Origin of the sequence: Desulfarculus baarsii DSM 2075, from assembly GCF_000143965.1 — a bacterium.
GTDB lineage: Bacteria > Desulfobacterota > Desulfarculia > Desulfarculales > Desulfarculaceae > Desulfarculus > Desulfarculus baarsii.
Map to the genome: position 1 here is coordinate 1,490,759 of NC_014365.1, position 23,571 is coordinate 1,514,329.

Here is a 23,571-nt window from a genome sequence, read left to right on the forward strand (position 1 = left end):
GCCTCCCTAAAATTTCAGTTGGGCGACCACGGCCGGGTCCATGGGGAAGCCATGCTCCTCGGCGGGGAAGGATTGTCCGGCCACTTCCTGGCAATATTGGCTGACCGCCTGGCTCAGTTGGCCAAAGAGATCGAGGTATTGCTTGGCCATCTTGGGCACGCGGCGGCCAGAGAGGCCCATGATGTCGTGGTAGACCAGCACCTGACCGTCGCAGTCGGCCCCGCCGCCGATGCCGATGGTGATCATCGAACTGGCCTTGGTGATGGCCGCGGCCAACGGCGAGGGGATGCACTCGAAAACGATCATGTCGGCCCCGGCCCCTTGCAGGGCCTTGGCGTCGTCGATGAGCTTTTGCGCGCCGGCCACGTCCTTGCCCTGGACCTTGTAGCCGCCCAGCTTGGAGACGCTCTGGGGCGTGAGCCCGATGTGGGCGCAGACGGGAATGCCCGCCCGCGTGATGGCTTCCACCGTGGGGGCCATCTCGGCGCCGCCTTCGAGCTTGACCATCTCGGCGCCGCCTTCCTTCATGAAACGGCCGGCGTTGAGCACCGCCTGCTCGGGCGAGATCTGATAGCTCAGGAAGGGCATGTCGGCGATCAGCAGCGCCCGCTTGAGTCCCCGCCGCACGGCCTTGACGTGATGGATCATCTCGTCCATGGTCACGGGCACGGTGGACTCGTAGCCCAGGCAGACCATGCCCAGGCTGTCGCCCACCAACACGCTGTCCACGCCGGCCTGGTCGAGGACCAGGGCGGTCGGGTAGTCGTAACCGGTGAGCATGGTGACTTTGCGGCCTTCGGCCTTTTTCTGGTAGAGGTCGGAAATCGTAACCTTTTTCTGGCTCATGGATCCTCTCCTGCCCGGTTTTGAAAAAACTTCGGCGGCGTTCCAAGCACGAACGACCGCCGGTGGGCTGCCCGGAGTGGTCGTCGGCCGTCTCGGTCTGTCGATCCAAGCGGCTGCGCGTGGACGCCGCAAACAATGTTCAACCATATTGCCCCAGCCCAAATCTGTCAAGGCCGCCGCCGCCGGTCGGGCAAATACTTCCGCTCTTTGCCGGTCATTGCAGAAAAACGTTGACACCTCCCCCGGGCTATGGTGTTTTGTGCCGGGGCCTTGGGCCCCTTCATCCAACCAATCATTTGCGCCGTCCCTCACAAGGGGCGCGGGTTTTCATTTTCAGCTACGGGAAAGGAGACGGCCATGGCGGCTGAGCTTATCAAGGGTTTGCCTATCGCCAAGGAAATTCGCGTGGAGATCGCCAAGGACGTGGAAGCCTTGAAGGCCAAGGGCGTCGAGCCCACGTTGGCGGTCTTGCTGGTGGGTGACGACGAGGCCAGCGTGGTCTACGCCCAGTCCAAGGTCAAGGTTGGCGACGGCCTTGGCGTCAAGGTCGACCTGAAAGTCATGGCCGCCGACGCCAGCCAGGAGGCCGTGCTCGGGCAGATCAAGGCCTGGAACGCCGATCCCAAGGTCCACGGCATTTTGGTCGAGCTGCCTCTGCCCAAGCACCTGGGCAAGGAGGCCATCATGGAGGCCATCGACCCCAAAAAAGACGTCGATGGCGTGCATCCGGTCAACCGTGGCTACCTGCTGGGCGGCCAGGAGCATCTGGCCCTGGTGCCGGCCACGCCGCTTTCCTGCGTGGCCCTGATGGAGCGCGCCGGCATCGACCTGACCGGCAAGCGCGTGACCCTGGTCGGCCGTGGCGACACCGTGGGCCGGCCCCTGGCCAGCCTTTTGATCAAGCGCAACGCCACCATCACCGTCTGCCACACCCGCACCAAGGACTTGGCCGCCGAGTGCCAGCGCGGTGAGATCGTCGTGGCCGCCGCCGGCTTCGCCGGCCTGGTCAAGAAAGACATGATCAGCCCCGGCGCCACCGTCATCGACGCCGGCATCAACGCCACGCCCGACGGCAAGGGCATCTGCGGCGACGCCGCCCCCGACGTCGAGGAAGTGGCCGCCAAGATGACCCCCGTGCCCGGCGGCGTGGGCTCGCTGACCACCACCATCATCATGCAGAACACCATCAAGGCCATCGGCTTGCAGGGCCTGGGCAAATAGCGCCGCGGCGCGCGCCTTTCGCGGAGGAAAGACATGGTCAAAAACGTCTACGAAATGGTCTTCAACGACTTCATCGCCGACGCCGCCAGCTCCAGCCACATGCCCGGCGGCGGCAACGTCTCGGCGGCGGTGGGCACCCTGGCCTGCTCGATGGTCTGCATGGTGGGCAACCTCACCGTGGGCAAAAAGGCCTACGCCGAATTCGACGCCCAGGCCCAGGAAGTGGTGAGCGCCTGCGAGGCCATCATCGCCAAGCTCAAAGACCTCACCCTCAAGGACATGGAGGCCTTTGACCAATACATGGGCGTGTTCAAAATGCCCAAGGAAACCGACGCCGAGAAAAAAGCCCGCGCCGAGGCCTTGCAGGCCGCGGCCAAAAAGGCCACCGACGTGCCCATGGAGATCTGCCGCACCTGCCTGGAGATCGTCAAACAGGCCGACAAGCTCTCGCACTTCGGCAACAAGATGGCCATCAGCGACGTGGGCGTGGGGGCCATGACCGCCGTGGCCGCCCTCAAGAGCTGCATGCTCAGTGTCGATATCAACCTGCCCAGTATCAAGGACCAGGACTACGTGGCCCAGGCCAAGGCCGAGCGCGCCCGGCTGTTTGTCGAGGCCGAGGAGCTTTGCACCCTGGCCATGGCTCGGGTCAAGGAAAAGATGGGCTAAGCGCCCGCTTGGCTTATGATCGGCGGGAGCGTCGGCCCGATGCGGCCGGGCTCCCGCCTTGTTTTGGAGCAGGGCGTTGCTGGAGGTTTGCGAGATATTTCAGAGCATCCAGGGCGAGGGCGTCGACGCCGGCCTGCCCTGCGCCTTCGTGCGTCTGGCCGGCTGCCCGCTACGCTGCGCCTGGTGCGACACGGCTTATGCCTGGCAAGGCGGGGCGGCCATGAGCCTGCCAGAGGTCTTGGCCCGGGCGCTGGCCTTTGAACTGGAGCTGGTGGAGCTGACCGGCGGCGAGCCCCTGGCCCAGGCCGAGACCCCGGCCCTGCTTGGCGCGCTGTGCGACGCCGGCCGCCGGGTGCTGGTGGAGACCAGCGGCGCGCTGGATATCGCCGTGGTCGACGAGCGCGTTCATCTGATCATGGACGTCAAGTGCCCCGGCTCGGGCATGAGCGAACGCATGCGCTGGCGAAACCTGGATATCCTGCCGCCAGGGGCCCAGGTCAAGTTCGTCTTGGCCGACCGGGCCGATTATGAATTCGCCCGCCGGGTGATCGACGCCCACGGGCTGGGCCATCGGGCGCGGCCGTTGTTGTCGGTGGTCCACGGCCGTCTGGCCCCGGCCAAGGTCGTGGAGTGGATGCTGGCCGATCGTCTGCCGGCCCGCTTCCAACTCCAACTGCACAAATTTATCTGGCCGCCCGAGGCGCGGGGCGTCTAGCGGGCGGCCGGGCGCTATTCGCCGGGCGGCGGGGCGGTGGCGCTGAGCCTGGCCATCTGGTTGATCAGCTCGGCCAATCGCCGGGCGTCATCGGCGCGGTCGAAGTAGCCCAGTTGGATCCAGAAGCCCGGCAAAAAGCCCGAGACCCGCACCCACCAGCCGTTATCCTCCATGGGTATGGCCGATGAGACGTCTTTCCAGGCAATGCGCGCGTTTTTGAAGCCGTCGGTGGCTTTTTTGGCCTTGGAGCGGCCGAGGATGGCCCCTTTTTGTTGCAGGCCGTAGTCGTCGACGCCCACGTTGGCGCTGTTGCTGGCCTGGTCGAGGATGGTGCGGATCTGGGTGATGATTTGCCGTTGTTGGGGCGTCAGCGCCGCCGCCGGCGCGGCCGCCAGTCCCGCCAGCGTCACGATCAGGGCCGCCGCCAGGGCCACGGCCCGCCAGGGTCGCCTAGTCCTTTGGCGTTTCGTCTTGTGTTTGTTCGTCATCGAAAATCTTCCGCAGCTCGGTTTGAGTTTGTTCCAGTTGCAGGGCCACGGCCAGGTCCACCAGCAGTTCGCCGACCTCGTCGACGCCCTCGACCTGGGCCACGATGCCCGCGCCCAGGGTCACCAGGGCCTGACCCAGTAAGGCCAGAGCCTCCTCGCCGCCGGCGGCCTCCAACTCGCCGGCCATCTGGGCCACGGCCCGGCTGACGGCCTCGCGCAGGTCGCGACCGTCGTCCTTGACCTTACGCCCCACAAAATCAACATGGATCACACGGTGTTGCCCGTCAATAATCATTTTTCGCCCTTGCGTTGAATCAGCCAATCTTGCATCTGGCGGATGTTTTTGGCCATGGGCCAGCGGCCGCTTTCGAATACGCCCAGGTCCGGGCCCATCATCGCCGCGGCGAACCGCGCGCCGTTGGCGTGCATGAGCCACTGCTCGACCCACAGGCGCTCGATGTATTCGTCAAAGGGGCTGCCGCCCTGGGCCGGCCCCTGGGCCAGGCCGTCCTGCCAGGCCCGGCGGACGAGCTTGCTTGCGGCCAGGACCATGGCGTCGGCGCTCTGACTGACGGCGTCGATGCGCGCCAACTGGCCGTCGACCCACTGCTGGCCGTGGCAGGCCAGACAGACGCGGCGCATGGTCTGTCGGCGCTTGTCCTGCTCGGCCTGGTCGATCAAAAACGCCGTGGCCGGCCGGCCGTCCAGGGTGGTGGCCAGGGGCTGGCCGTCGGCGTTGCGGATCAGGCTGGTCTGGGGGCTCTTGGGATGGGGATGGGACTGGATCAGCCCCAGCAGGCGCAACCAGATGCGCTCGTTCATGGCGTGGGAGCGCTGGGCGATGACGTTGCCCTCGCCGTCGGCCAACAAGCTGACATGGCAGACCGCGCAGGTGGGCGCGCTGAAATCCTTGCCCGGCTCCCACGGCGTTTTGTTCATGTCCCAGTCTTTGTGCTGGGCGAAAAACAGCGCGCCGTGGCGGCTGACTTCATAGACCTTGAAGGCCGGCACGTCGGGGCCCTTGTGACACTCGGCGCAGGAATAAGCCGAACGGGCCACGGCCATCGAAAAACGATGCCGGCTGTGGCAGGCCGCGCATGAACCCTTGACGCCATCGGGGTTGAGGCGGCCCACGCCATGGTTGGGCCAGCCGTCGAGCTTGGCGAAGGTCATCTCGCCAAAGTCGGTCTGGCGGGTGATCTGGCCCACGACGCGCACCGCCGAGCCGTGGCAATAGATGCACGATTCGGCCTCGTCGTTGGGCTCGGCCGGCGTGACCGCGATGGCCGCGCCGTCGACTTGCTGGACGCCGTTGACTTGGGCGGCCAGGTCCATGTAAAGGGGATTGTCGACCAGATTGCCCCTGGCGTGGGCCATCAGGTTTTGCTGGAACTGTCGGCTCTCCACCGGGTGGCAGCGGGCGCAGTCGGCCGGCGAGACCACGGCGTGGACCTGAAAGCCCTGGTGTTCGAAGCTGTCGGGGTGGCTGTCGGCGTTGGCCGTGTGGCATTCGGCGCAGCCGACGCTAGTGGCCAAGGCCTCGGGCGGCGGGGCGCTGGCGCTGAGTTTGGCCGCCAGGCCGCCGAGCTTCATGGCCTGGGCCGGGGTGGTCTGGGCGTGGCGGCTGGCCTGCCAGGCGGCGACAATGCCCGGTGTGGCCTGGGCGTGGCAATCCAGACAGGCCTGGCTGTCGTCGCTGAGCGGCGCGGCCAGGGCCGCCGCGCCCGGCAAGAGGGCCAACAACAAAAAAATCGCGGCGATTTTGCGGGTCATGGTCGCGCAATCCAAAAATATCGCCGCCCGCCGGCGCGGACGGGTTTGGGGCCGCTGGCCGGAGCCTAGATCGTCAGGTCCGGCGGCATGACGAACGTCCGCGCGGCCATGTCTTTGTCGAGCATGAACAGGCCACCATGGGTCTGCGCCACCAGCTTGAGCTTGCCGATGACCTCGGCGGCGCTGGCCTCTTCCTCGACCTGCTCGGCGATGAACCATTGCAGCATGTTGACGCTGGCGTGGTCACGGGCCTCCAGGGCCAGGTCCATCAGGCCGTTGATCAGGGCGGTGACTTTGGCCTCGTGGGCGGCCACTTCCTCGAAGCAGGCCAGGGGCGAGGCCCATTGCCCCGGCGGGGCCTGGATGGCCTCCAAGGCTGTCTGGCCGCCGCGCCCGCCCAGGTAGGCGTAAAAGCGCATGGCGTGGGTCATCTCTTCCTGGGCCTGCACACGCATCCAGTGGGCGAAGCCGGGCAACTGGAGTCCGTCGAGCCAGGCGGACATGGCCAGATAAAGATAAGAAGAATAAAGCTCGGCGTTGATCTGTTTGTTGATGGCCGCTTCCATGGCTTTGCCGATCATGGTCTTGCTCCTTTGGCGGGCGGCCGGGGCAGGGGCCGGGCGCGCGTTTTTGACCTGGCGCGGGGCTGGCGGGAAACCATGGGCCAAATTATAGCACAGCCGCTGCGGCGGCGTGGCAAGGGCGCCCGCGATCGTCGATCGCGGCGGCTCTCGCGGCCGGTTGAAATTGACAAGCCCGCTTGCTGGCCCTAATATTATATTAAGATAGCTACGAAATATACTCGTCAAGGCGAGCCCTCGCCCCAGGGTCAGCCCGAAAGTGCATTACGTATTAGGGTGATGCCCGCTCGTCGGGCAAAAATCAGCCACTTAAGCTTTGGATGCAACAAATGGGCAGGCAAACACCTGGGAGGGGCAGTGGCGTGGCGTCCGTGCTCGCCGGCGTGACGCTGATGCTGTTGGCGACGCTGTTTTTGGCCAGCCAACCGGCCATGGCCGATGACGCGGGCAAAAAAAAGGCCAGCGAAGGCGTCTACAAATCGATGGGGCCGCAGAAAGCCACCAGCGCCTATGGCGAAAGCGTGGTTTCGCGGTGGTGGGGCGGAGCGGGCACGGCGCAAAACAAGCAGCTCGACGACTCGTACATGGCCTACTCCCTGCCGTTCAACTTTCCGTTTTTCGGCCAGAGTTTCAGGACAATCTACATCAGCACCAACGGCTGGATCACCTTCGACGCCGCCTCCAGCTCTTTTAGCAACAGCGACACCACGCTGATCTCCACCAAGTGCATCGCGCCGCTGTGGGACGACATCGACCTGCGTAACGGCTCGGGCGTCACCGGCAGCGACATCTACATCCTGCGCAACGCCAGCAACGTGCTCATCCGCTGGAAGGGCAAGCGCTATCCATATTACAACACCAGCACTTCCGTGGTGAATGTCGAGTGCGTGCTCTACAGCAACGGCCAGATCCGCTTCAACTACGGCGTGGGCAACAACCCCGTCGACGCCACGGTGGGCATCTCCAAGGGCGACGGCAGCAACTATATCTTGGGCTATCACAACGGCCGAGCCAACTGCAACCAGGTGGCCTCGCTGCTCTACACGCCAGCCAGCACCAACGTGACCGTCAACGGCTACGTGCGCACGTCCGGCGGCGCGGGCATCAACGGCGCGTGGCTGACCTACACCAACCAGACCGGTTCGGGCTCCAACGCCAGCGGCTACTACGCCCGGTCGCTGCCGCGCGGCTGGAGCGGCTACGTCACGCCCATCAAGTCGGGCTACGCCTTCGTGCCCAACAGGCGGCAATACACCAACCTGAGCGCCAACGCCTCCGGCAACTTCACCGGCTACACCAGCGCCCAACTGCTGACCATGGGCGGCCGGGTCACCGTGGGCGGCAGCGCCTTGTCCGGCGTGACCGTCACCTTGACCGGCTCCAGCGGCTACGCCAACTACACGCTGACCACCAACGCCAACGGCTATTGGTGGGCCAAGGTGCCGCCCCGCTGGACCGGCACGGTCACGCCGTCGCGTTCGGGCTATACTTTCACGCCGACCAGCCGCTCGGCGCCCGGCTATACGGTCAACTGGACAACTTGCAACTTCACGGCCGTCGTGGCTCAGAACAAGCTGATCTGGGGCTCGATCAAAACCAAGGCCGGCGTGGCCATGTCGGGAGTGACGGTGACGCTCACCGGCGCTTCCGGCAAGCCCAGCTACACCGTCACCACCAACGCCAGCGGCGTCTATTCCCGATACGTGCCCTACGGCTGGTCGGGCACACTGCGCGCCAGCCGCAGCGGCTACAGTTTATATCCGGCCACGCGCACCATCAGCAACATCACGGCCAACCTCGGCAACCAGAACTTCATGGGCTACACCACCGCCGACACCATCACCATCGGCGGCCGGGTGCTCTACAACAGCGCCGGCCTAAGCGGCGTCACCGTCAGCCTGACCGGCTCCGGCGGCAGCGTCAACCGCACCGCCACCACCAACGCCAGCGGCTATTGGACCACCACCACGCCCCTGGGCTGGGCCGGTTCGGTTGTCGCCTCGCGTAGCGGCTATACGTTCTCACCCACCAGCCAGACGCTTGGCGCCCGCTACTACAACCACACCTGCGCCAACTTCGTGGGCAGCGTGGTGACCACGCGCACCGAGCCGTTGCTGGTGATCATGGTCGATTTCACCAACTTCGCCCACACCGGCACCGAGGCCGAATGGGCCAACCGCATCTTCGGCACGTCGGGCCTGACGTTGCGCACTTTCTACATGGAGGCCTCGCGCAACACTTTCTACTTCCGGCCAGCCAACGAAAGCAGCGGCACGGCCAACAACGGCATCGTGCGCGTGCGCCTCAACAGGGTCCACCCCAACCCCGAGGCCAACCAGTCCACGGCCGACCAGAGGTATCAAGAGCTGATGCGCGACGCCATCCTGGCGGCCAACCCCTATGTCAATTTCGCCGCCTACGACACCAATGGCGATGGCTGGTTGACCAACCGCGAGCTGCACCTGGCCTTCTACATCGCCGGTTACGAGGCGTCATACGACAGCAGCACGCCATCGGTCTGGGCCCATCGCTGGAGCCTGCATAGCTACTACCTGAACGCGACCCTGCCCAGGCCCGACAACGTCTACGTTGGTTGCCACAACGATACGGCCTCGCGCAACGGCGGCTACACCATGCAGGGCCAGCGGCACGGCAGCCGTCAGGCCGCCTTTGGCACCCTGGCCCACGAGTTGGGCCACGACCTGGGCCTGCCCGACCTCTACGACGTCAGCAGCAACGTCGCCGAGGGCGTGGGCGCCCACTGCCTGATGAGCAGCGGCAGTTGGGGCGCGGGCAGCGGCGAAAACCCCGGCGTCAGGCCCGTTCACCCCAGCGCCTGGTGCAAGATCGAGTTGGGCTTCGTCACGCCCGTCACCGTGGCCCAGGCGGCAACCTGGTCCGGCAACCTGCTGTCCACCAACTACACCACCTACGCGCCGCTCAAGATAACCACCTCCAACGCCCAGCAGTATTTCTTGGTCGAGTTCCGCAAGCCCGTGGGCTTCGACGCCGGCTTGCAGCGCCTGTTCGGCTCGGGCACGACCGGCGGTTTGGCCATCTGGCACATCGACACCTCGCGCCGCACCAGCAACAACCAAGACAACGCCAACTGGCGGCGCAAATTGGTGGATCTGGAAGTCCCCGGCTACAGCTCGGTCAGCGGCGACCCGCTGGACCTGGGTTACACCCGGGGCAGCCTGAGCCACTACTGGCGCACGGGCACGTCGTACTATAGGTTCCACGGCTCCTCGACGCCCAACACCACGTTGTACGAAGGCACGGCCACGGGCATCTCGGTGACCGCCACCGCCAATGGCACGGGCAACTACATCGGCGTGACCAAACCATAGGCGCATCTAGTCGCGACAAACCGCCGCCGCCCGCCCGGTCGTTCATGATCGGGCGGGCCAGCGGCGGCCCCGAGCGAGACACATCGCTGGAGATATTGCCATGCAACCCATCAAGCAAACGCTTTTGGCCGTGGCCCTGACTTTGGCGCTGGCCGCGCCGGGCCTGTGCGCGCCGGCGTTGGATCTGCCCCACGCCTACACCCAGCCCGATCAGGGCCTTTTCATCGGCATGCGCCACGGCGACGAGTTTTTCCATTGGGACACCATGATCGAAGTCTATCCCGTGGCCCAGGGCGACGACGGCCGGCCCAGTTTCACCACCCAGGAAGACCAGGTGCTGAAAAAACTCAACAAGCCCCTGGACCCGGAGAACGTGCCCGCCAACGCCGCCGACCTGACCCAGACGCCGGGGCTCTTGGCCAGGTTTTTGGACGAGACCAGCCTGGAGCGCCTGGGCGTGGTGGAGTCGGGCGGCGCTCGGTGGCTGATCGTGATGGTCGACGGCAAGGCCCTGGCCTACGCGCCCGATTACCCCAAGAACCCGGTGATCATCCGTGACGCCGAAGGCTATTGGTGCTACGCCCGCCTGGAGGGCGACAAGCTCGTGCCCACCGACACGCGGGCGGGCAAGGGCGTGGCCGCGCCGGCCGGGGCCGTTGACCTGGGCCAACTGCGCCAAGAGGCCGGGCGCATCGCCGGGACCAGGGCCGCGGCCCGCTATCCCGGCCAGAAGCGTTCCGCCGACTGCCCGACCTGCCCCCACGATTAGGGCTGATCATGGCGCGCAAGGCAAGCCAGGCCCCAGGCCGGCGGCTCCTCGCCTTGGCCGTGGTCCTTTTGGCGCTGTTGGCGGTGGGCGCGGGGGCGGCCTGGGCCGAGTTGACCTATCGGGGCGGCAAGCTCGGCGCTCGGCTCGAAGGCCAGGCTCTGGGCATGGTGCTGACCGAGGCCCAACGGTTGACCGGCGTGCGTTTTACCTATGGCCGGGCCGCGGCGGCCAGGAGCGTTTCGGCCACCTTCAGCGGCCTGCCGCTGGAGCAGGGCCTACGCCGCCTTTTGGCCGGCTTCAACACGCTGATCATCCTGTCGCCCACGGGCCGACCGCTGGCCGTGCATATCCTGGGCGATGGCGCGGCCGCGCCGCCGGCGGCCGACGCCTCCACGCCGCCACCGCCATCCGACACGCTGGCCCTGCCCGACGCGCCCGTGGCCGACGCGGTCGCCGATGGGGAGCGTTAGAGCCGTGTGCCGGCCAGGCGCCGATGAGTTATAATGCGGCCGTGAGGCGCTTAAGCGCCGCGCCGATTTCAGCCTGGTGGGTCCATGCCCGGTTTTTTGGCAAAATACGGCTTTGGGGCCACGGCCACCGAGCAAGAGCCGATGCTTGGCGTTGGCGATGGCGCGACGGGCTTGTTGGCCCCGGCCCAGCCGCATGAATTGGCCGAGGCCGTGGCCATCGAGGGCCTGTCGTACGATTTTCTCAAGCGCTACAAGATATTGCCCATGATCGTGGCCAACGGGGCCTTGCGCGTGGCCGTCTGTGACGAGGGCCTCAGCGGGCCGTTGCAGGCGCTGGAGCTTTTTTGCGGCCGTCCGACGCTGCCGCTCTGGGCCCCGGAGGAGGCCATCTTGCGACGGCTGGAGGTGCTCTACGGCCTGGGCTCGGGCGGCATGGGCGGCCTGGGCCAGGGCGCGGACCAGGCCGGCGTCTGGGCCCTGGATGACGAAGCGCTCCGGGATCTCAGCTCCGAGGCCCCGGCCATCCGCCTGCTCAACTATCTGGTCGATCGGGCCGTGGCCGTGGGGGCCAGCGACATCCACGTCGAGCCCTACCGCGACCGGGTGGGCGTGCGCTTCCGCATCGACGGCATCTTGCACGAGAAAGAGTCGTTTCCCAAGGGTTTCGAGGCCAGCTTCGTTTCGCGGGTCAAGATCATGGCCCGCATGAACATCACCGAGCGACGGCGGCCCCAGGACGGCCAGATCACCTTGCAGGTTTCGGGCCGCGACCTGGATCTGCGCGTCTCCACTCTGCCGTCGGTCTTTGGCGAGAGCATCGTCATCCGCCTGCTCTACCGCGACACCCTGGGCCTGGAACTGGCCGGCCTGGGCGTGGGCCAAGACGATCTGCGTCGCTTTGTCGAGATGATCGAGCGGCCCCACGGCCTGCTTTTGGTCACCGGCCCCACCGGCGCGGGCAAGACGACCACGCTCTACGCCGCGCTAAGGCGCATCAACAGCAGCGAAAAAAAGATCATCACCCTCGAAGACCCGGTGGAGTATCAACTGCCCGGCGTGGCCCAGACCCAGGTCAACGCCCAGGTCGGCTACACCTTCGCCTCGGGTCTGCGCTCCATCGTGCGCCAAGACCCGGACGTGATCCTGGTCGGCGAGATCCGCGACCGCGAGACGGCCTACATCGCCATCCACGCCGCCCTGACCGGCCACCTGGTGCTGAGCACCCTGCACACCAACGACGCGGCCTCGGCCATTACCCGCCTGCAAGACATGGGCATCGACAGCTTTTTGATCAGCTCGGCCCTGACCGGCGTGCTGGCCCAGCGCCTGGTGCGGGTCTTGTGCCCGCGCTGCCGCCAGCCGCTGGAGGTCTCGGGCGAGGTGCCGCGTCGACGCGGCCTGGACGAGCCGGCCGCCAAGGTCCATCTCTGGCGGCCCGGCGGCTGCCCGGACTGCGGCGAGCTTGGTTACAAAGGCCGCATGGGCATCTTCGAACTGCTGCGGGTCAGCGAGCCCATCCGCGCGCTGATCGGCGAGCAGGCGCATTCGGAGCTGATCATGGCGCGGGCCGTGGCCGAGGGCATGACCCGCCTGATCGGCGACGGCTACCAAAAAGCCCGCCAGGGCCTGACCAGCCTGGATGAGGTGCTGCGGGTGACCATCTCATGAAGGCGGCCCAGGCAAAGCCCCCGCGCGGCCGGCGGGCCAAGCCCCTGCGCGCCGAGGAGCTGTGCAACTTTACCGAGGGCCTGGCCGTGTTGGTGGGGGCTGGTTTGCCGCTGGATCACGTGCTGGAGACGGTCTCGTTCATGCATGATTCCGGCCGGGTGCGCGCGCTCACCGCCGAGATGCTGCTGGCCGTGCGCGGCGGCGCGTCGCTGACCAGGGCCATGGCCGAACAAAATGGCGTATTTTCGCCGGCCTACCTTGGCCTTGTCCAGGCTGGCGAGCTGAGCGGCGCGCTGGCCAAGGTGCTCGACGAACTGGCCAAGGGCCTGCGCCGCAACCTGGAGATCAAGCGCCATCTGCTGACGGTGCTTTTGTATCCGGCGGTGTTGCTGGCGGTGAGTTTTCTGGCCATTTTGTTCATCATGATCTATGTGTTGCCCACCTTCGTCGGTGTGTTCAACGACATGTCCACGCCGTTGCCGCCCACGGCGGCCTTTTTGTTGGGCCTGGGCAGCTTCATGAAAGAAAACAGCCTGTTGCTGGGCCTGGCCTTTGCCGCCGCACTGGGCGTCGTTTTCTGGGCCATGGGCAACCAGGCCGCGCGTCAGGTTATCGACCGGGCGCTGTTGCGCTTTGGCCCGCAGCGTAACGTGCTGGCCAACTGGCTTACATCGCAGTATTTTCGCACGCTGGGCCTGCTGGTGGAAGGCGGCGTGCCCCTGCCCGAGGCCTGCCGCCAGGCCACGGCGGCGGTGGGCAACAGACATTTTCGGCGCGGCCTGGCTGGCGTGGAGGCGTTGCTCAAGGAAGGCCGCAGCCTGGGCGGGGCCTTGGCCGCCGGCAAGGTCATCCCCGCCGCGCCGCTGCGCATGGTCGTGCTGGGCGAAGAGGCCGCCAACCTGCCGACCATGCTGGGTTATGCGGCGCGACATCTTGAGAACAAAGTCAAAACCGACATCGACCGGGTGGTGCGGTTGGTCGAGCCGGCCATCATCCTGATCATGGGCGTGGTGGTCGGCTTCATCGTCGTAACCATGATCAACACCATCCTCAGCCTGACGCAGGGAGGCATCTGAAACCGTGAACCACAAGCGCAGCAACCGCCTTCGCCGGGCCGAGCAAGGCTTCACCCTGCTGGAGGTCTTGATCGTCGTGATCATTCTGGGCCTGCTGGCGGCCCTGGTCACGCCCAAGCTTTTCGGCACCCTGGGCAAGGCCAAATCCCAGGTGGCCAAGACCCAGATCGAACTGGTGGCCGGCGCGCTGGACCGTTATCGCCTGGACGTGGGCAATTATCCCGCCACCGCCGACGGCTTGGCCGCCCTGATCGAGCAGCCGGCCGGGGCCGTCGGTTGGGCCGGGCCCTATCTGAAAAAGGGCGTGCCCAAGGATCCGTGGGACAACGACTATCAATACGCCTCGCCGGGCCAACACGGCGACTACGACCTCTATTCGCTGGGCCGCGACAAGGCCGAAGGCGGCGAGGATGAAGACGCCGACGTCGTCAGCTGGCAGTGAGGGCTTCACCCTGCTGGAGCTGTTGTTGGCCCTGGTCATCCTGGGGCTGACCATGGCGGTCGCCTTGCCGGAGCTGGGCGGCTGGCGCGACGATTGGGCGCTGAGGGAGGCGGCCTTTCGCGCGCGGCTGCATCTGGGCCAGGCCCGGCTGCGAGCCATCGAGGAAGGTCGGGTGGTGCTGGTCAGCCAGGCGGAGCGAGGGGCCGCCCTGTGGATCGACGGCGCGGCCGTCGAGCTTGGCGGCGCGGCGCGACGGGTGAGCGTCGCCCCGGCCCAGGCCACGCCCGGCCGACGGCCGGCGCTGCGGTTTTACCCCGATGGCGGGGCCGACGCCGGCGTGATCTGGCTGGATTCGGGCCGGCGGCGCCTGGGCCTGGCCCTGGAGCCGGCCAGCGGCCGCGTGCTGCTGGCCGGCCGTTGAGGCGGAGGGCCATGGGCGTGGGGCAAAAAGGTTTTACGCTGATCGAGTTCCTGGTGGCGGTGGTGGTGGTCGGCCTGGCCTTGGGGGTCACGATCCAGGCCGTGCTGGAGCAGGGCCGGGCCACGGAGCGCCTGGCCCAGGGCGGCGAAGTGGCCCTTTGCGCCCAACGCAACATGGCCCGCTTGATGGGCCAGCCCTTCCTGGCCGCTGGCGTCTATCACGGCGAGGACGTCGGCGGAGTGGCCTGGCGGGCCACCGTGCGCCGCCTTTCGCCCGACCCCCCGCGAGACCCCGTCGCCCGGCGCGGCGGCCAGCGCCGCGCGCGGCCCACGGCGGTTTTGCTGGAGATATCCTTGTGCGCCGGCAAAAAGGGCGCGGGTCGGCTGTGCCTGGCCAGCCAGCGTCTGGCCGTCCGCTGAATGCCGCGCCACGATCGCCATACCGCCGGGTTCACCCTGCTGGAATTCTTGATCTGCCTGGTGCTGGCCTCGCTTTTGATCGGCCTTCTGGTCCAGGCCCAGGGCTTTGTCTTTCGCGCCTGGCGCGGCGGCGACGCGCAAGTCCTGGCCCAGCGGCGGTTGAATCATTGCCTGGATGTCATGCTGGGCCAACTTGGTTCGGCCGCGCCTTTTCGCGCGCCGGGCCTGGACGGGCGCGGGCTGGCCTTTCATGGCGATGGCCGCCAGGTGCTTTTCGCCACCAGCCAGGCCGTGGGCGGCGGCGGGCTGGCCGGGCTGTGGTATGTGCAATATCGCCTGGCCGGGGATGGTGACGCCATGCGCCTGGAGAGCCGGCAGTGGCCGGCCGGGCGTGGCGTCTGGCGCGAGCTGTCGGCGGAGTGGGCCGTGGCCACGGTGTTGCTCGACGGCCTGAGCGAGGCGCGTTTTTCCTTTCAAGGGCGCTTGCCCGGCGGTGGCGTGCGTTGGCGTGGCCAGTGGTCGGGGCGGCAGGGCGAGCTGCCTCTGGCCGTGCGGCTGGAGTTTGTCAAGGATGGCTGGCGGCGCGACTGGCAGGCCCCGTTGATGTGCGGCGGGCGACGGCATGACTAGGCCGGCGCGGCGGCGCGGAGGCGGCCGGGAGGGCTTCGCCCTGGTGCTGGCGCTGTGGTTTCTGGTGGTGTTTCTGCTGGCGGTGCTGGCCATGGGCCATTTCTTGCGCCTGGAAACGCGCGCCGACGCCTTCCGGCAAGGGCGGCTGGGGGCCTATTACGCGGCGCGGGCGGGCTTCGGCCAGGCCGCGGCGCTTTTGTGCGGGCTCTGGTCCGACGGCAGGCCGGGGGCGTTCGTGCACCGTGGTTGGCAAAGCTGGAGCCAGGGCCGCTATCAGGGGCGGTTCCTGGTGCAGAGCGAGGGCGGCAAGTTCAACCTCAACAACGCCGGCCAGGGCGCGGTGGCCAGGGCCTTGCAACGCCTGGGCCTGGAGCGCGGCCGGGCCCAGGCGTTGCGTGACGCCATCTTCGACTGGGTCGATGGCGACAACACGCCGCGCCTGGCCGGGGCCGAGGCCAGGTTTTACGGCCAGGTCATGGGCGCGCCCGGCCCGCGCAACGGCCCCTTTGACTGCCTGGGCGAGTTGGCCGGCGTGGCCGGGGTGGAGCCGGAGATGCTCCTCGGCCTGGGCCCGCGGGCCAGGGAGTTGGGCCTGACTCCGGGGCGCGGCTTGTGGTCGGTGTTCACGGTTTATGGCGATCACCGAGCAGTCAACCTCAACAGCGCCCCGCCGGAGGTGCTCCATTGCCTGCCGTGCATGCCGGCCAGGGCCGTCGAACGTCTGCTCAAGGCCCGCGCCCGCGAGCCGCTCCACGACGTCGATCAGGCCCGCCGCGCCTTGGGCGAGGAAGTCTACAACCTGGTGCGACCGTGGGTGAACCTGGACCCCAGCCCCTACTACACCGTCATCAGCCAGGGCTGGCGGAAGGGCTCGGCCACGCGGCGTTCGCTTTTGGCGGTGGTGCGGCTGGACGAGATGGCTCGTGTCGATATATGTTATTGGATAGACGATCTTTATTACGCCTTGCCAGACGATGGCGACGGGTCGGGAGGCCTTAAAAGATGATCGGTTGGCCTGCCATGGGGCGGGGCGGGGGCCTGGTCGTGGCCCTCAACCTGGAGAGGCGACGCGGTGCGGCGGCGTTGCTGCGCGTGGTCGGCTCGCGGCCGCCGCTGGTGGTGGCCCAGCGGGCCTTGCCGCTGGGGGCCGAAGCGTTGCCCCACGAGGACCAACGCCAGCGCCTGGCTCGGGAAATCAGTTCATTGACGGCCAAGGCCGGCCCTGGGCGGCTGGCGGCCTGGATCAGCCTGCCCAGCCAGGCGGCGTCGTTTCACCCCACGCCCGCGCCGGAAGGCTTGGGCCGACGGTTGAACTGGCGGCCGGAAGATCATCTGGCGGGCTTGACGCCCTTTGCCCCGGCCGATCTGCGCGCGGCCGAGTTGCGCGCGACCGCCGGCGGCCCCTGGATTTTGACGGCGTTGCGGCGCGATCTGGTGGACGACGCCCAACTCCTGGCCGCCCAATGCGGCCTGCGTCTGACGGGCCTGGCCCCCCGCGCGGCCTATCTGGCCCTGGCCCTGGCCCCCCTGGCCGGCCGGAACGACGACAGCCGCCTGGTTTACGCCGGTGACGACTGCCTGGATTGGCTGGTTTTTCAGCGCGGCCAGGCCGTGGCCATGGGCCGCGTGATGGCCGATGGCCCTTTGGCGGCGGAGTTGGCCGGGGTTTTGGCCAGCCAGATGTTGGCCCACGGCGGGCGCTCGGGCGCGGTGGCGATCATCTGCTGCGGCCCGCGGGCGGTCGAGGCCCAAGCCCTGCTGGAGGGCCTGGACTGGCCCCGCCTGGCCCCGGAGCGTCGGATCACCCTCGACGCCGCGAGCGAACCGGGCCACATCGCGCCCAATTCGCTGGGATGGCCGCTGTTTCCGCTGGTGGGTTTTGCCGCCGTGGTCGGCGCGGGCGGCCGGCCGCCGATGAACCTGGCCCCCCAGGCCGAAGGGCCAGGCTGGCTGGAACGCCCCGGCCTCTCGCTGCGCCTGGGCGCGGCGGTGCTGGTGCTGGCGGCCATGTTGGCCGGCGGCCAGGTCTGGCGGCAGTGGCGGCTGGCGGAGCTGGCGCGGGAGCGCGTGGCCGAACTGCGAACCGAACTTAAGAGCCTTTCCGCCGCCGGCGACCCGGGCGTGGCCAAGGGCCTGGCGACGGCCAACGAGGCTCTGGCCCGGCGGGGCGAAGGCTTGCGCCTGCTACAGCGTTTGGGGCAGATTCTGCCGGCAGAGGCCAGCCTGCTGCGGCTGGAGTACGACGGCCGGCGGGCCAGTTTCGTCGTGCGCTCGATCGCGCCCAACGTGGTGGCCCAGGCCCTGGACAATCAGCCCGATATGGCCCTGGCCGAACTGACCGACGCGCCGGCGGCCGACGGCGGCCAGGTGGTGGAGCAATCGGTGGTCATGGACCTGTCGGCGTTTCGTTAGGGCGCCACCGGGATCAGCGCGCGCGAGCCGTCAGCCGCCCGCAGGCGCAAGAACTGATCGTCGAAGCCCTCCACCACCTTCCCATCGACCTTTTCGCCCACGTGCACCCGCCGGACCGCCCCATCTTCGCCATCGCGCACCAGGACGAACGACGCCCTCGGCCCCAGCACCACGCCAAGCACGCTCAGCCGGCCGCCCGTTTCGGCGGCGACCGCGCCGGCTGACGGCCCGTGTTCGAAGATGTCGCGCTCCGGCGGCTCCAGCGTTTCGACGTCAGCGGCTTGGCCCGGGTCGGCGGCCAAGGGCGGCGCGGCGGGCGCGATCGGCGTCGGCGGCCGTGGCGGGGCCAGCAGGCTCCAGGCCACGGCCACGGCCAGGGCGATGGCGGCGAGCAACAACGAAGCATTCAGCAGACGACGGCTCATGGGCGCGCTCACGGCAAAAACGGGCGGCAGAGCGCCAAATCCAGGCCGAGGGCGCCGCCTTGGCCCTGGCCGATGGCGTAGGACTCGACGAGCAGCGGTGGCTGGGCCTGGGCCGCCAAGGCCAGCAGCGTGGCCAGCGAGTTCATGTCGCCGCTGGCCGCCAGCCGGGCGCTGATTTTCAGCAGGCCGCTTTCTTGGCGCGGATCGCCCAGCGTCACCGTGATCTGGCGCAGGCCGGCTTGCCGGGCCAGATCGTCAATTTGCGCGGCCATTTGTTGGCCCACGGCGGGTAGTTGGCCTTCGGACGGGCGCTGGAGCTGTCGGGCCAGGCGCGCCGTTTCGGCCTCGCGCCGAGCCTTGATCGCTCGCTCGCGCTCCAGCAGGGCCTGAAGGGTGGCGGCGTTTTGCGTCAGCGTCAGCGCCTCTTGCCGCCACTGCGCCGTTTGCTCCAGCAGTGGCTCGACCAGCAACACATGACCGCCCACCACCAGCGCCAACACCGCCGTCCAAAAGACCAGCGGGCTTTTGGCGTGCAGGCTCGCCAGCAGCGCCCCGGCCGCGCGCCAACGGCCGCTGGGCGCGGGGGCGTCGTTTGGGGCGTTGGTCATTCAGGCCGCTCCCAACAGCAGGTTCAACCATGGCCGGTGGTGCGGGTCGACCAGCAGCGCCACGCCGCCCCACAGGGCCAGGTATGGCCCGAAGGCCAGCCGCCGGCCACTGGGCCAGCCGCGCCAGGCGGCCACGACGCCGGCCCAGAGCAGGGCCGTGGCCGCGGCCAGAAACAGCGTGGCCAAGGCGTTGGCCAGGCCCAGGCAGGCCCCCAGCGCGCCCAGCAGCTTGACGTCGCCCCAGCCCAGGCCGGGCCTGTGGGCCAGCCGCGCGAAGGCCAGCGCCAGCCCGGCCAGCAGACCGGCCGCCACGCATCCGTCGATCAGCGCCGTCAGCCAATCGGCCGAGGGCAACAGCGGCGCGGCCAAAACGCCAAGCGCCAACAGGGCCAGATTGACGGCGTCGGGGATGATTCCGGCCATGGCGTCGGCCAACGCGCCCACGGCCAGCCCGCACAAGACAACGGCCTGGAGCGCCGCCGTCGGTCCGACCCCACGCACGGCCAGCGGCGCGCCCAGGCACAACGCGCCCAGCAGGCACGGCCAGATCAGCCAGGGCCCGGCTGGGCGCGGCCGCAGCCCGGTCAAGCGCCGCGCCAGGGCGTGCAGGGCCGGGCCCAGCGCCGCGCCGGCCACGGCCGCGCCGCTCACGCCGGCCACGTCAATCCAGGCCATCGCCGGGTTGCTGGCGCGACGGAGGCGGGGCGGCCATCTGGCGGCTGAAGCGCTCTTGCTCGCGCAGGCTCTGGACGATGTGCCTGGCGTCGTTCATGTCGTGGATGACGTGGGGCGTGATGGTCAGGATCAGCTCGGTGCGCGAATCGACGTCTTTTTCAGTCTTGAACAGATAGCCCAGGATGGGCACGTCGCTGAGGAAAGGCACGCCCGAGTCGATTTTGTGCTTGGTTTCCTGGATCAAACCGGCCAGGACGATGCTCTGGCCATCGGTGGTGACCACGTTGGTGGTGGCGGTGCGCTGGGAAAAGGCCGGTGAACCGGTGTCGCCGAAGGAGTCGGTGAGCACGTCCGAGACCTCCTGGCGGATGTTGAGGCGCACCACGCCCGAGTCGTTGATGCGCGGCGTCACGGTGAGGATGATGCCCACGTCACGGTATTCGATGGAGCGGTCGACGACCTTGTTGCCGGTGCTGGTGGAGATGTCCTCGGAGGTGGTCAGATCGGTGATGATGGGGATCTCGCGGCCGACCAGGATGCGCGCGCTTTGGTTTTCGGCGGCCAGCAAAAGCGGCGAGGAGATGACCTGGAGCTTGTCCTTCTGGGCCAGGGCCTTGAGGGTGAAAAGCAACTCGTTGGTCTTGGCGATGGTGTAGACCAGGCCGCTGGTGGGCAGCAGGTCGGCGTCGGGCTTGAGATTGATGTCGGAAAACGTCGCGCCGTTTTCGGTGAGGTAGCGCCACTCCACGCCCAACTTCAACTGGTCGTCCAGGGTCACTTCGGCGATGACCACCTCGATGAGCACCTGCTTGGGAAAGACGTCGAGCTTATGCAGGGTTTTGAGCAGGTACTTCAGGTCGCGCCGTGGGGCGCGCAGGACGATGGAGTTGGTGTGGCGGTCGACGACGATGCGGATGGATTTTTCCAGGCGGCGGCTGAAGGTGCGCTCCTGGGGCCGTTCCGCCTCCAGTTCGCGCGGGTCTTCGCGTTGGTCACGGTTGAGCCGATCGCCGGTGTAACGGCGCTCGGCCCTGTCGCCGGAGCGTCGGCGATCCTCGGTCAGCGACGCCGGCTGGCTCTGGAATTGCTGTTCCTGCTCCTGGGGCCGGCTTTTGGCTTCCTCGCCTTCCTGGCCGTCGAAGAGGCCGCTGAGCACCTCGGCGATGACGGTGGCGTCGCCGTTTTGGCAATAGTAAACGTAAATGCCCGTTTCGGCGTCCGATATCTGGCGATCAAGCTCTTCGAGCCATTGGTCGACGCGCTTGAACATGTGCTGATAAGTGCTGACCACGGCGATGGACGAAAGTTGGGGCAAGGCGATGATCTGGGCCCACATGCCGGAGGCGGGCTTGGAGGATATGCCCATGGCCCCGAAGATCGATTGCAACTCGGCGCTGAGGCGGCCGACGTCGACGTTACGAATGGGGTAGAGCCTGATGCCCACGCGGTTGACTGCCGGCACGTCAAGCATGCGCGAAAGTTCGGCGACCTTGGCCTGGTTGGGCGCGGTGTCGGCCACCACCAGCAGATTGGCCGGCATGACCGCCGTGATGCGCCCGCCCTCGGAGACGAAAGGCTCCAGGGCCTTGGCCGCGTCGCTGGCCGCGATGTGCCGCAGGTAATAGACATTGATGGCGTAGCCGTCGGGTCCGGCCTGGGCCAGGCGGTCGGCCAGCATGATCTGGGTCGGCCCCTTGCGGGCGCTGGCCAGGGAGCTCACGCGAAAGGAATCGCCCTCGCGCAGCAAGGCGTAGCCGTTGGTCTCGAGCATGGCCTCCAAAAGGGGCAACAGGCCGCTTTGCGGGATGCGCCGGCCGCTGGATATGGTCACCGTGCCGCGAATTTGGGCCGGGGTGATTATGGTCGCGCCGGTCAGGTCGGCGAAAACGCGGATGACCTCGTCCAGGGGCGCTTGGTTGAAATTGATGATGTGGCTCTGGCCGTCTTCCGCGGCGGCCTCGTCCTGGCCCCTTGGGGCCGGGCCGGCCACGCCGCTCAAGGGCGAACTGATCTCCGGGCCGATCTGGCTGGGCCGCTGGGCCCGGCGCTCCTCCAGCAGCAGCTCGTCGCGGTTGGCGGCGCTGGTTTTGGGGCGTTCGCTGGGTGGAATGCGCCAAAGGCTGTCGTTTTGCCTTGCCGGAGCCGCGCCGTCGCCAGCGCAGCCGGCCGCCGCCAACAGCGCCAGGCCAAGAACCATCGCCAAAACAATGTGCGACCGCTTGGTCATCGCGCCCCAATCCCGGAACACCACGGCCGCGCCGTGGGCGAAGAGCTATCGAGAGTAGACGTTGATCCAGGTGTAGCCATAAGCGCCGCCATAGCTTACGGTTATTTTGTCGTTGCCGGCTTTTTCCGGGGCGGTGTAAATGGCCGTGGCGCTGCCGTTGCTGGTGGTGAAGGCGTTGGTTTTCGTCCCGCTGGTGTTGGTGAAGCTTCCGCCGAGCATGGAGCTGAAAATGAGCTGTACGGCGGCGGTCACGGGGCCGTCCTTGTCGGCGACGGTGGCGGTGATGGTGGTCTGGCCCTGGGTCGGCACCATGCTCTGGCTGACGCTGACCACCACCGTGTAGCCCGTCCCGCCACCGCTGCCGCCGCTCTCGGAACCGCCGCTACAGGCGGCAAGGCACGACATCAACAAAAGAACGCACGCCAAAAAGGCGCAACGGACCACGGATGGCTTCTGCGTTTGGGCCAAGGACACGGATGCACCTCGAGAGTTGGCTTGGGGTCCGACGATGCGGGGCGGCAAAGGATTTTCGTAATCAAATTTATCGTCATATTAGGTTGCCGATCACCCGGAGTCAAGCGGTTAACGGCGTCTGAGGAAGCCTCGACCGCTTGCGCCGGCGGCGCGGCCGGGGTAAAACAGCCTCGAAGCCGACGCGATTGACGCGCCGCCGCACCGATGGAGTCACGCCCCCACATCATGATCCGCGCCAACCTGATTCTGCTGCGCCACGGCCAGAGCCAAACCAACCAGTCCCAGACCTTCACCGGTTGGCTGGACGCGCCGCTTTCCGACCTGGGCCGGGCCCAGGCCGCGCGGGCCGGCTGTTTGCTGGCCCAGGCCGGACCGCCCGTGCAGGCGGCTTTTTGCTCGCGCCTGAGCCGGGCGGCGCAAACGCTGGAGTTGGCCTTGGCGGCCATGGGCCGGCCCGACCTGCCGCGCCAGGCCCTCTGGCGGCTCAACGAGCGCCACGTGGGCCAGTTGCAGGGCGTGGCCAAGGACGAGGCGCGGGCCCGGTTTGGCCCGGAGCTGATCCACGCCTGGCGTCACGGCCTGGATCTGGCCCCGCCGCCCCTGAGCCCCGAAGACCCCCGTCACCCCCGCCACGACCCGCTCCACGCCGACGTGGACCCGGCCCTTTTGCCGGCCAGCGAATCGTTGGGGCAGTTGGTTTGGCGGGTGGAGCCGGTCTGGCGAGGCGAGTTGGCCCCACGCCTGGCCGCCGGACAGAACCTGCTGGTGGCCGGCCACGGCCTTTCGCTGTGGGCGGTCTGCCGCCTGGTTTTGGCCGACCAGGGCCTGGATTTGCCCAGTTTTTCCATGCCCAACGCCAACCCCCTGATCTTGGCCTTTGACCGTCGCGGCCGGTTGTTCTCCATGAGCTATCTGGACCAGGCCGCCGCCGGCGATCTACCGCCGCTTTCGTCATTGAATCCGCTGAATTGCCGCCACGATGGCCAGCGGGCCGCCGCCCTGGTCCAGCGCCGGGGGTGATGATCCAAAATCACTGGTGGATTGCGCCAAAGGCGTGCTAAGGTCGTCATTGCCGCCACGCTCAGGTTCGGCGTGGCGGCCGAGTTGGGGGGCAAGCCGCCAGCGGGCGCACCGCCTTTTTCCGCCTAGATCGCACCAGCCCATGGCCGCCGGCCAGACTTGTTCCGGCCAACCAGCGCGTATCAAGACGCT

At 67.6% G+C, this 23,571-nt stretch carries 25 protein-coding genes; 15 read left to right on the plus strand and 10 right to left on the minus strand.

What is annotated here, in order from left to right; genetic code table 11:
* Positions 1 to 6: 6 nt before the first annotated feature.
* The gene (gene panB, locus DEBA_RS06620; protein WP_013258147.1) at positions 7 to 846 is read right to left on the minus strand and encodes a 3-methyl-2-oxobutanoate hydroxymethyltransferase; all 840 of its coding nucleotides are present in this window, start codon (positions 844 to 846) and stop codon (positions 7 to 9) included.
* Between the two features lie 357 nt (positions 847 to 1,203).
* Between panB and DEBA_RS06625 the strand changes: the two genes are divergently transcribed.
* The 3 genes from DEBA_RS06625 (at position 1,204) to DEBA_RS06635 (ending at position 3,451) form a co-directional block, all read left to right on the plus strand.
* Positions 1,204 to 2,067, plus strand: coding sequence for a bifunctional 5,10-methylenetetrahydrofolate dehydrogenase/5,10-methenyltetrahydrofolate cyclohydrolase (locus DEBA_RS06625; protein ID WP_013258148.1), 864 nt, complete (start codon positions 1,204 to 1,206; stop codon positions 2,065 to 2,067).
* Between the two features lie 33 nt (positions 2,068 to 2,100).
* Positions 2,101 to 2,736 carry a cyclodeaminase/cyclohydrolase family protein gene (locus DEBA_RS06630; RefSeq protein ID WP_013258149.1) on the plus strand — a complete coding sequence of 212 codons (636 nt, stop codon included), beginning with the start codon at positions 2,101 to 2,103 and terminating at the stop codon, positions 2,734 to 2,736.
* 76 nt (positions 2,737 to 2,812) lie between these two features.
* Entirely contained in the window at positions 2,813 to 3,451 is a 639-nt protein-coding gene (locus DEBA_RS06635; RefSeq protein WP_013258150.1) for a radical SAM protein, read from the plus strand.
* A gap of 14 nt (positions 3,452 to 3,465) precedes the next feature.
* On the opposite strand, the gene DEBA_RS06640 is transcribed toward DEBA_RS06635, so the two are convergent.
* The 4 genes from DEBA_RS06640 to DEBA_RS06655 form a co-directional block, all read right to left on the minus strand.
* On the minus strand, positions 3,466 to 3,939 hold the full coding sequence (locus DEBA_RS06640) for a hypothetical protein (RefSeq protein ID WP_013258151.1): 474 nt from the start codon (positions 3,937 to 3,939) through the stop codon (positions 3,466 to 3,468).
* On the minus strand, positions 3,902 to 4,210 hold the full coding sequence (locus tag DEBA_RS06645; protein ID WP_043813898.1) for a hypothetical protein: 309 nt from the start codon (positions 4,208 to 4,210) through the stop codon (positions 3,902 to 3,904). Before DEBA_RS06645 ends, DEBA_RS06640 begins: the two co-directional genes overlap by 38 nt.
* 20 nt (positions 4,211 to 4,230) lie before the next feature.
* On the minus strand, positions 4,231 to 5,712 hold the full coding sequence (locus DEBA_RS06650; protein ID WP_013258153.1) for a multiheme c-type cytochrome: 1,482 nt from the start codon (positions 5,710 to 5,712) through the stop codon (positions 4,231 to 4,233).
* A 65-nt stretch (positions 5,713 to 5,777) separates the two neighbouring features.
* Complete coding sequence (locus DEBA_RS06655; protein WP_013258154.1) at positions 5,778 to 6,293, minus strand: ferritin; 516 nt, start codon at positions 6,291 to 6,293, stop codon at positions 5,778 to 5,780.
* A 362-nt stretch (positions 6,294 to 6,655) separates the two neighbouring features.
* Here DEBA_RS06655 and DEBA_RS06660 point away from each other — a divergent pair, with 362 nt between their 5' ends.
* The 11 genes from DEBA_RS06660 to DEBA_RS06710 all read left to right on the plus strand — a co-directional run bounded on the left by DEBA_RS06660 (position 6,656) and on the right by DEBA_RS06710 (position 17,950).
* Positions 6,656 to 9,643 (plus strand): M6 family metalloprotease domain-containing protein, encoded by a 2,988-nt coding sequence (locus tag DEBA_RS06660; RefSeq protein ID WP_013258155.1) that lies wholly within the window; start codon positions 6,656 to 6,658, stop codon positions 9,641 to 9,643.
* Between the two features lie 100 nt (positions 9,644 to 9,743).
* Entirely contained in the window at positions 9,744 to 10,412 is a 669-nt protein-coding gene (locus tag DEBA_RS06665) for a hypothetical protein (protein ID WP_013258156.1), read from the plus strand.
* Positions 10,413 to 10,420: 8 nt separating this feature from the next.
* Entirely contained in the window at positions 10,421 to 10,882 is a 462-nt protein-coding gene (locus tag DEBA_RS06670) for a hypothetical protein (RefSeq protein WP_013258157.1), read from the plus strand.
* A gap of 84 nt (positions 10,883 to 10,966) precedes the next feature.
* Positions 10,967 to 12,550, plus strand: a complete 1,584-nt coding sequence (locus tag DEBA_RS06675; RefSeq protein WP_013258158.1) for a GspE/PulE family protein — start codon at positions 10,967 to 10,969, stop codon at positions 12,548 to 12,550.
* Complete coding sequence (locus DEBA_RS06680) at positions 12,547 to 13,626, plus strand: type II secretion system F family protein (RefSeq protein ID WP_013258159.1); 1,080 nt, start codon at positions 12,547 to 12,549, stop codon at positions 13,624 to 13,626. Before DEBA_RS06675 ends, DEBA_RS06680 begins: the two co-directional genes overlap by 4 nt.
* A 4-nt stretch (positions 13,627 to 13,630) precedes the next feature.
* Positions 13,631 to 14,068: a type II secretion system major pseudopilin GspG gene (gene gspG / locus DEBA_RS06685; RefSeq protein WP_013258160.1), complete on the plus strand. Its 438-nt coding sequence runs from the start codon at positions 13,631 to 13,633 to the stop codon at positions 14,066 to 14,068.
* On the plus strand, positions 14,037 to 14,489 hold the full coding sequence (locus DEBA_RS06690) for a prepilin-type N-terminal cleavage/methylation domain-containing protein (RefSeq protein WP_013258161.1): 453 nt from the start codon (positions 14,037 to 14,039) through the stop codon (positions 14,487 to 14,489). Before gspG ends, DEBA_RS06690 begins: the two co-directional genes overlap by 32 nt.
* An 11-nt stretch (positions 14,490 to 14,500) precedes the next feature.
* Entirely contained in the window at positions 14,501 to 14,908 is a 408-nt protein-coding gene (locus DEBA_RS06695) for a prepilin-type N-terminal cleavage/methylation domain-containing protein (RefSeq protein ID WP_013258162.1), read from the plus strand.
* Positions 14,909 to 15,538 (plus strand): PulJ/GspJ family protein, encoded by a 630-nt coding sequence (locus DEBA_RS06700; protein WP_013258163.1) that lies wholly within the window; start codon positions 14,909 to 14,911, stop codon positions 15,536 to 15,538.
* Complete coding sequence (locus DEBA_RS06705; protein ID WP_013258164.1) at positions 15,531 to 16,544, plus strand: type II secretion system minor pseudopilin; 1,014 nt, start codon at positions 15,531 to 15,533, stop codon at positions 16,542 to 16,544. Before DEBA_RS06700 ends, DEBA_RS06705 begins: the two co-directional genes overlap by 8 nt.
* A complete protein-coding gene (locus DEBA_RS06710) occupies positions 16,541 to 17,950 on the plus strand; it encodes a hypothetical protein (RefSeq protein WP_013258165.1) in 1,410 nt (469 codons plus the stop codon). The genes DEBA_RS06705 and DEBA_RS06710 overlap by 4 nt, the downstream gene beginning before the upstream one ends.
* Here the strand turns inward: DEBA_RS06710 and DEBA_RS06715 are convergent.
* Genes DEBA_RS06715 through DEBA_RS06735 form a run of 5 tightly spaced genes read right to left on the minus strand, consistent with a single transcriptional unit; the run spans position 17,947 to position 22,290 of the window.
* Positions 17,947 to 18,375, minus strand: a complete 429-nt coding sequence (locus DEBA_RS06715) for a hypothetical protein (RefSeq protein ID WP_013258166.1) — start codon at positions 18,373 to 18,375, stop codon at positions 17,947 to 17,949. The two genes, DEBA_RS06710 and DEBA_RS06715, sit on opposite strands and share 4 nt — an antisense overlap.
* An 8-nt stretch (positions 18,376 to 18,383) precedes the next feature.
* Positions 18,384 to 18,983, minus strand: a complete 600-nt coding sequence (locus DEBA_RS06720; protein ID WP_013258167.1) for a hypothetical protein — start codon at positions 18,981 to 18,983, stop codon at positions 18,384 to 18,386.
* Entirely contained in the window at positions 18,984 to 19,658 is a 675-nt protein-coding gene (locus DEBA_RS06725) for a prepilin peptidase (protein ID WP_083778914.1), read from the minus strand.
* The gene (gene gspD, locus DEBA_RS06730; RefSeq protein WP_013258169.1) at positions 19,645 to 21,885 is read right to left on the minus strand and encodes a type II secretion system secretin GspD; all 2,241 of its coding nucleotides are present in this window, start codon (positions 21,883 to 21,885) and stop codon (positions 19,645 to 19,647) included. Before gspD ends, DEBA_RS06725 begins: the two co-directional genes overlap by 14 nt.
* A 45-nt stretch (positions 21,886 to 21,930) precedes the next feature.
* The gene (locus DEBA_RS06735) at positions 21,931 to 22,290 is read right to left on the minus strand and encodes a hypothetical protein (RefSeq protein ID WP_043813904.1); all 360 of its coding nucleotides are present in this window, start codon (positions 22,288 to 22,290) and stop codon (positions 21,931 to 21,933) included.
* A gap of 294 nt (positions 22,291 to 22,584) precedes the next feature.
* Here DEBA_RS06735 and DEBA_RS06740 point away from each other — a divergent pair, with 294 nt between their 5' ends.
* A complete protein-coding gene (locus DEBA_RS06740; RefSeq protein WP_187288602.1) occupies positions 22,585 to 23,379 on the plus strand; it encodes a 2,3-bisphosphoglycerate-dependent phosphoglycerate mutase in 795 nt (264 codons plus the stop codon).
* Positions 23,380 to 23,571 lie beyond the last annotated feature (192 nt).

Bases quoted from the DNA above. Each gene is read 5' to 3' on its own strand.
- panB (WP_013258147.1), bottom strand. From the start codon at position 846: ATGAGCCAGAAAAAGGTTACGATTTCCGACCTCTACCAGAAAAAGGCC.
- DEBA_RS06625 (WP_013258148.1), top strand. From the start codon at position 1,204: ATGGCGGCTGAGCTTATCAAGGGTTTGCCTATCGCCAAGGAAATTCGC.
- DEBA_RS06630 (WP_013258149.1), top strand. From the start codon at position 2,101: ATGGTCAAAAACGTCTACGAAATGGTCTTCAACGACTTCATCGCCGAC.
- DEBA_RS06640 (WP_013258151.1), bottom strand. From the start codon at position 3,939: ATGACGAACAAACACAAGACGAAACGCCAAAGGACTAGGCGACCCTGG.
- DEBA_RS06650 (WP_013258153.1), bottom strand. From the start codon at position 5,712: ATGACCCGCAAAATCGCCGCGATTTTTTTGTTGTTGGCCCTCTTGCCG.
- DEBA_RS06655 (WP_013258154.1), bottom strand. From the start codon at position 6,293: ATGATCGGCAAAGCCATGGAAGCGGCCATCAACAAACAGATCAACGCC.
- DEBA_RS06665 (WP_013258156.1), top strand. From the start codon at position 9,744: ATGCAACCCATCAAGCAAACGCTTTTGGCCGTGGCCCTGACTTTGGCG.
- DEBA_RS06670 (WP_013258157.1), top strand. From the start codon at position 10,421: ATGGCGCGCAAGGCAAGCCAGGCCCCAGGCCGGCGGCTCCTCGCCTTG.
- DEBA_RS06675 (WP_013258158.1), top strand. From the start codon at position 10,967: ATGCCCGGTTTTTTGGCAAAATACGGCTTTGGGGCCACGGCCACCGAG.
- DEBA_RS06680 (WP_013258159.1), top strand. From the start codon at position 12,547: ATGAAGGCGGCCCAGGCAAAGCCCCCGCGCGGCCGGCGGGCCAAGCCC.
- DEBA_RS06690 (WP_013258161.1), top strand. From the start codon at position 14,037: ATGAAGACGCCGACGTCGTCAGCTGGCAGTGAGGGCTTCACCCTGCTG.
- DEBA_RS06695 (WP_013258162.1), top strand. From the start codon at position 14,501: ATGGGCGTGGGGCAAAAAGGTTTTACGCTGATCGAGTTCCTGGTGGCG.
- DEBA_RS06700 (WP_013258163.1), top strand. From the start codon at position 14,909: ATGCCGCGCCACGATCGCCATACCGCCGGGTTCACCCTGCTGGAATTC.
- DEBA_RS06705 (WP_013258164.1), top strand. From the start codon at position 15,531: ATGACTAGGCCGGCGCGGCGGCGCGGAGGCGGCCGGGAGGGCTTCGCC.
- DEBA_RS06710 (WP_013258165.1), top strand. From the start codon at position 16,541: ATGATCGGTTGGCCTGCCATGGGGCGGGGCGGGGGCCTGGTCGTGGCC.
- DEBA_RS06715 (WP_013258166.1), bottom strand. From the start codon at position 18,375: ATGAGCCGTCGTCTGCTGAATGCTTCGTTGTTGCTCGCCGCCATCGCC.
- DEBA_RS06720 (WP_013258167.1), bottom strand. From the start codon at position 18,983: ATGACCAACGCCCCAAACGACGCCCCCGCGCCCAGCGGCCGTTGGCGC.
- DEBA_RS06725 (WP_083778914.1), bottom strand. From the start codon at position 19,658: ATGGCCTGGATTGACGTGGCCGGCGTGAGCGGCGCGGCCGTGGCCGGC.
- gspD (WP_013258169.1), bottom strand. From the start codon at position 21,885: ATGACCAAGCGGTCGCACATTGTTTTGGCGATGGTTCTTGGCCTGGCG.
- DEBA_RS06735 (WP_043813904.1), bottom strand. From the start codon at position 22,290: ATGTCGTGCCTTGCCGCCTGTAGCGGCGGTTCCGAGAGCGGCGGCAGC.
- DEBA_RS06740 (WP_187288602.1), top strand. From the start codon at position 22,585: ATGATCCGCGCCAACCTGATTCTGCTGCGCCACGGCCAGAGCCAAACC.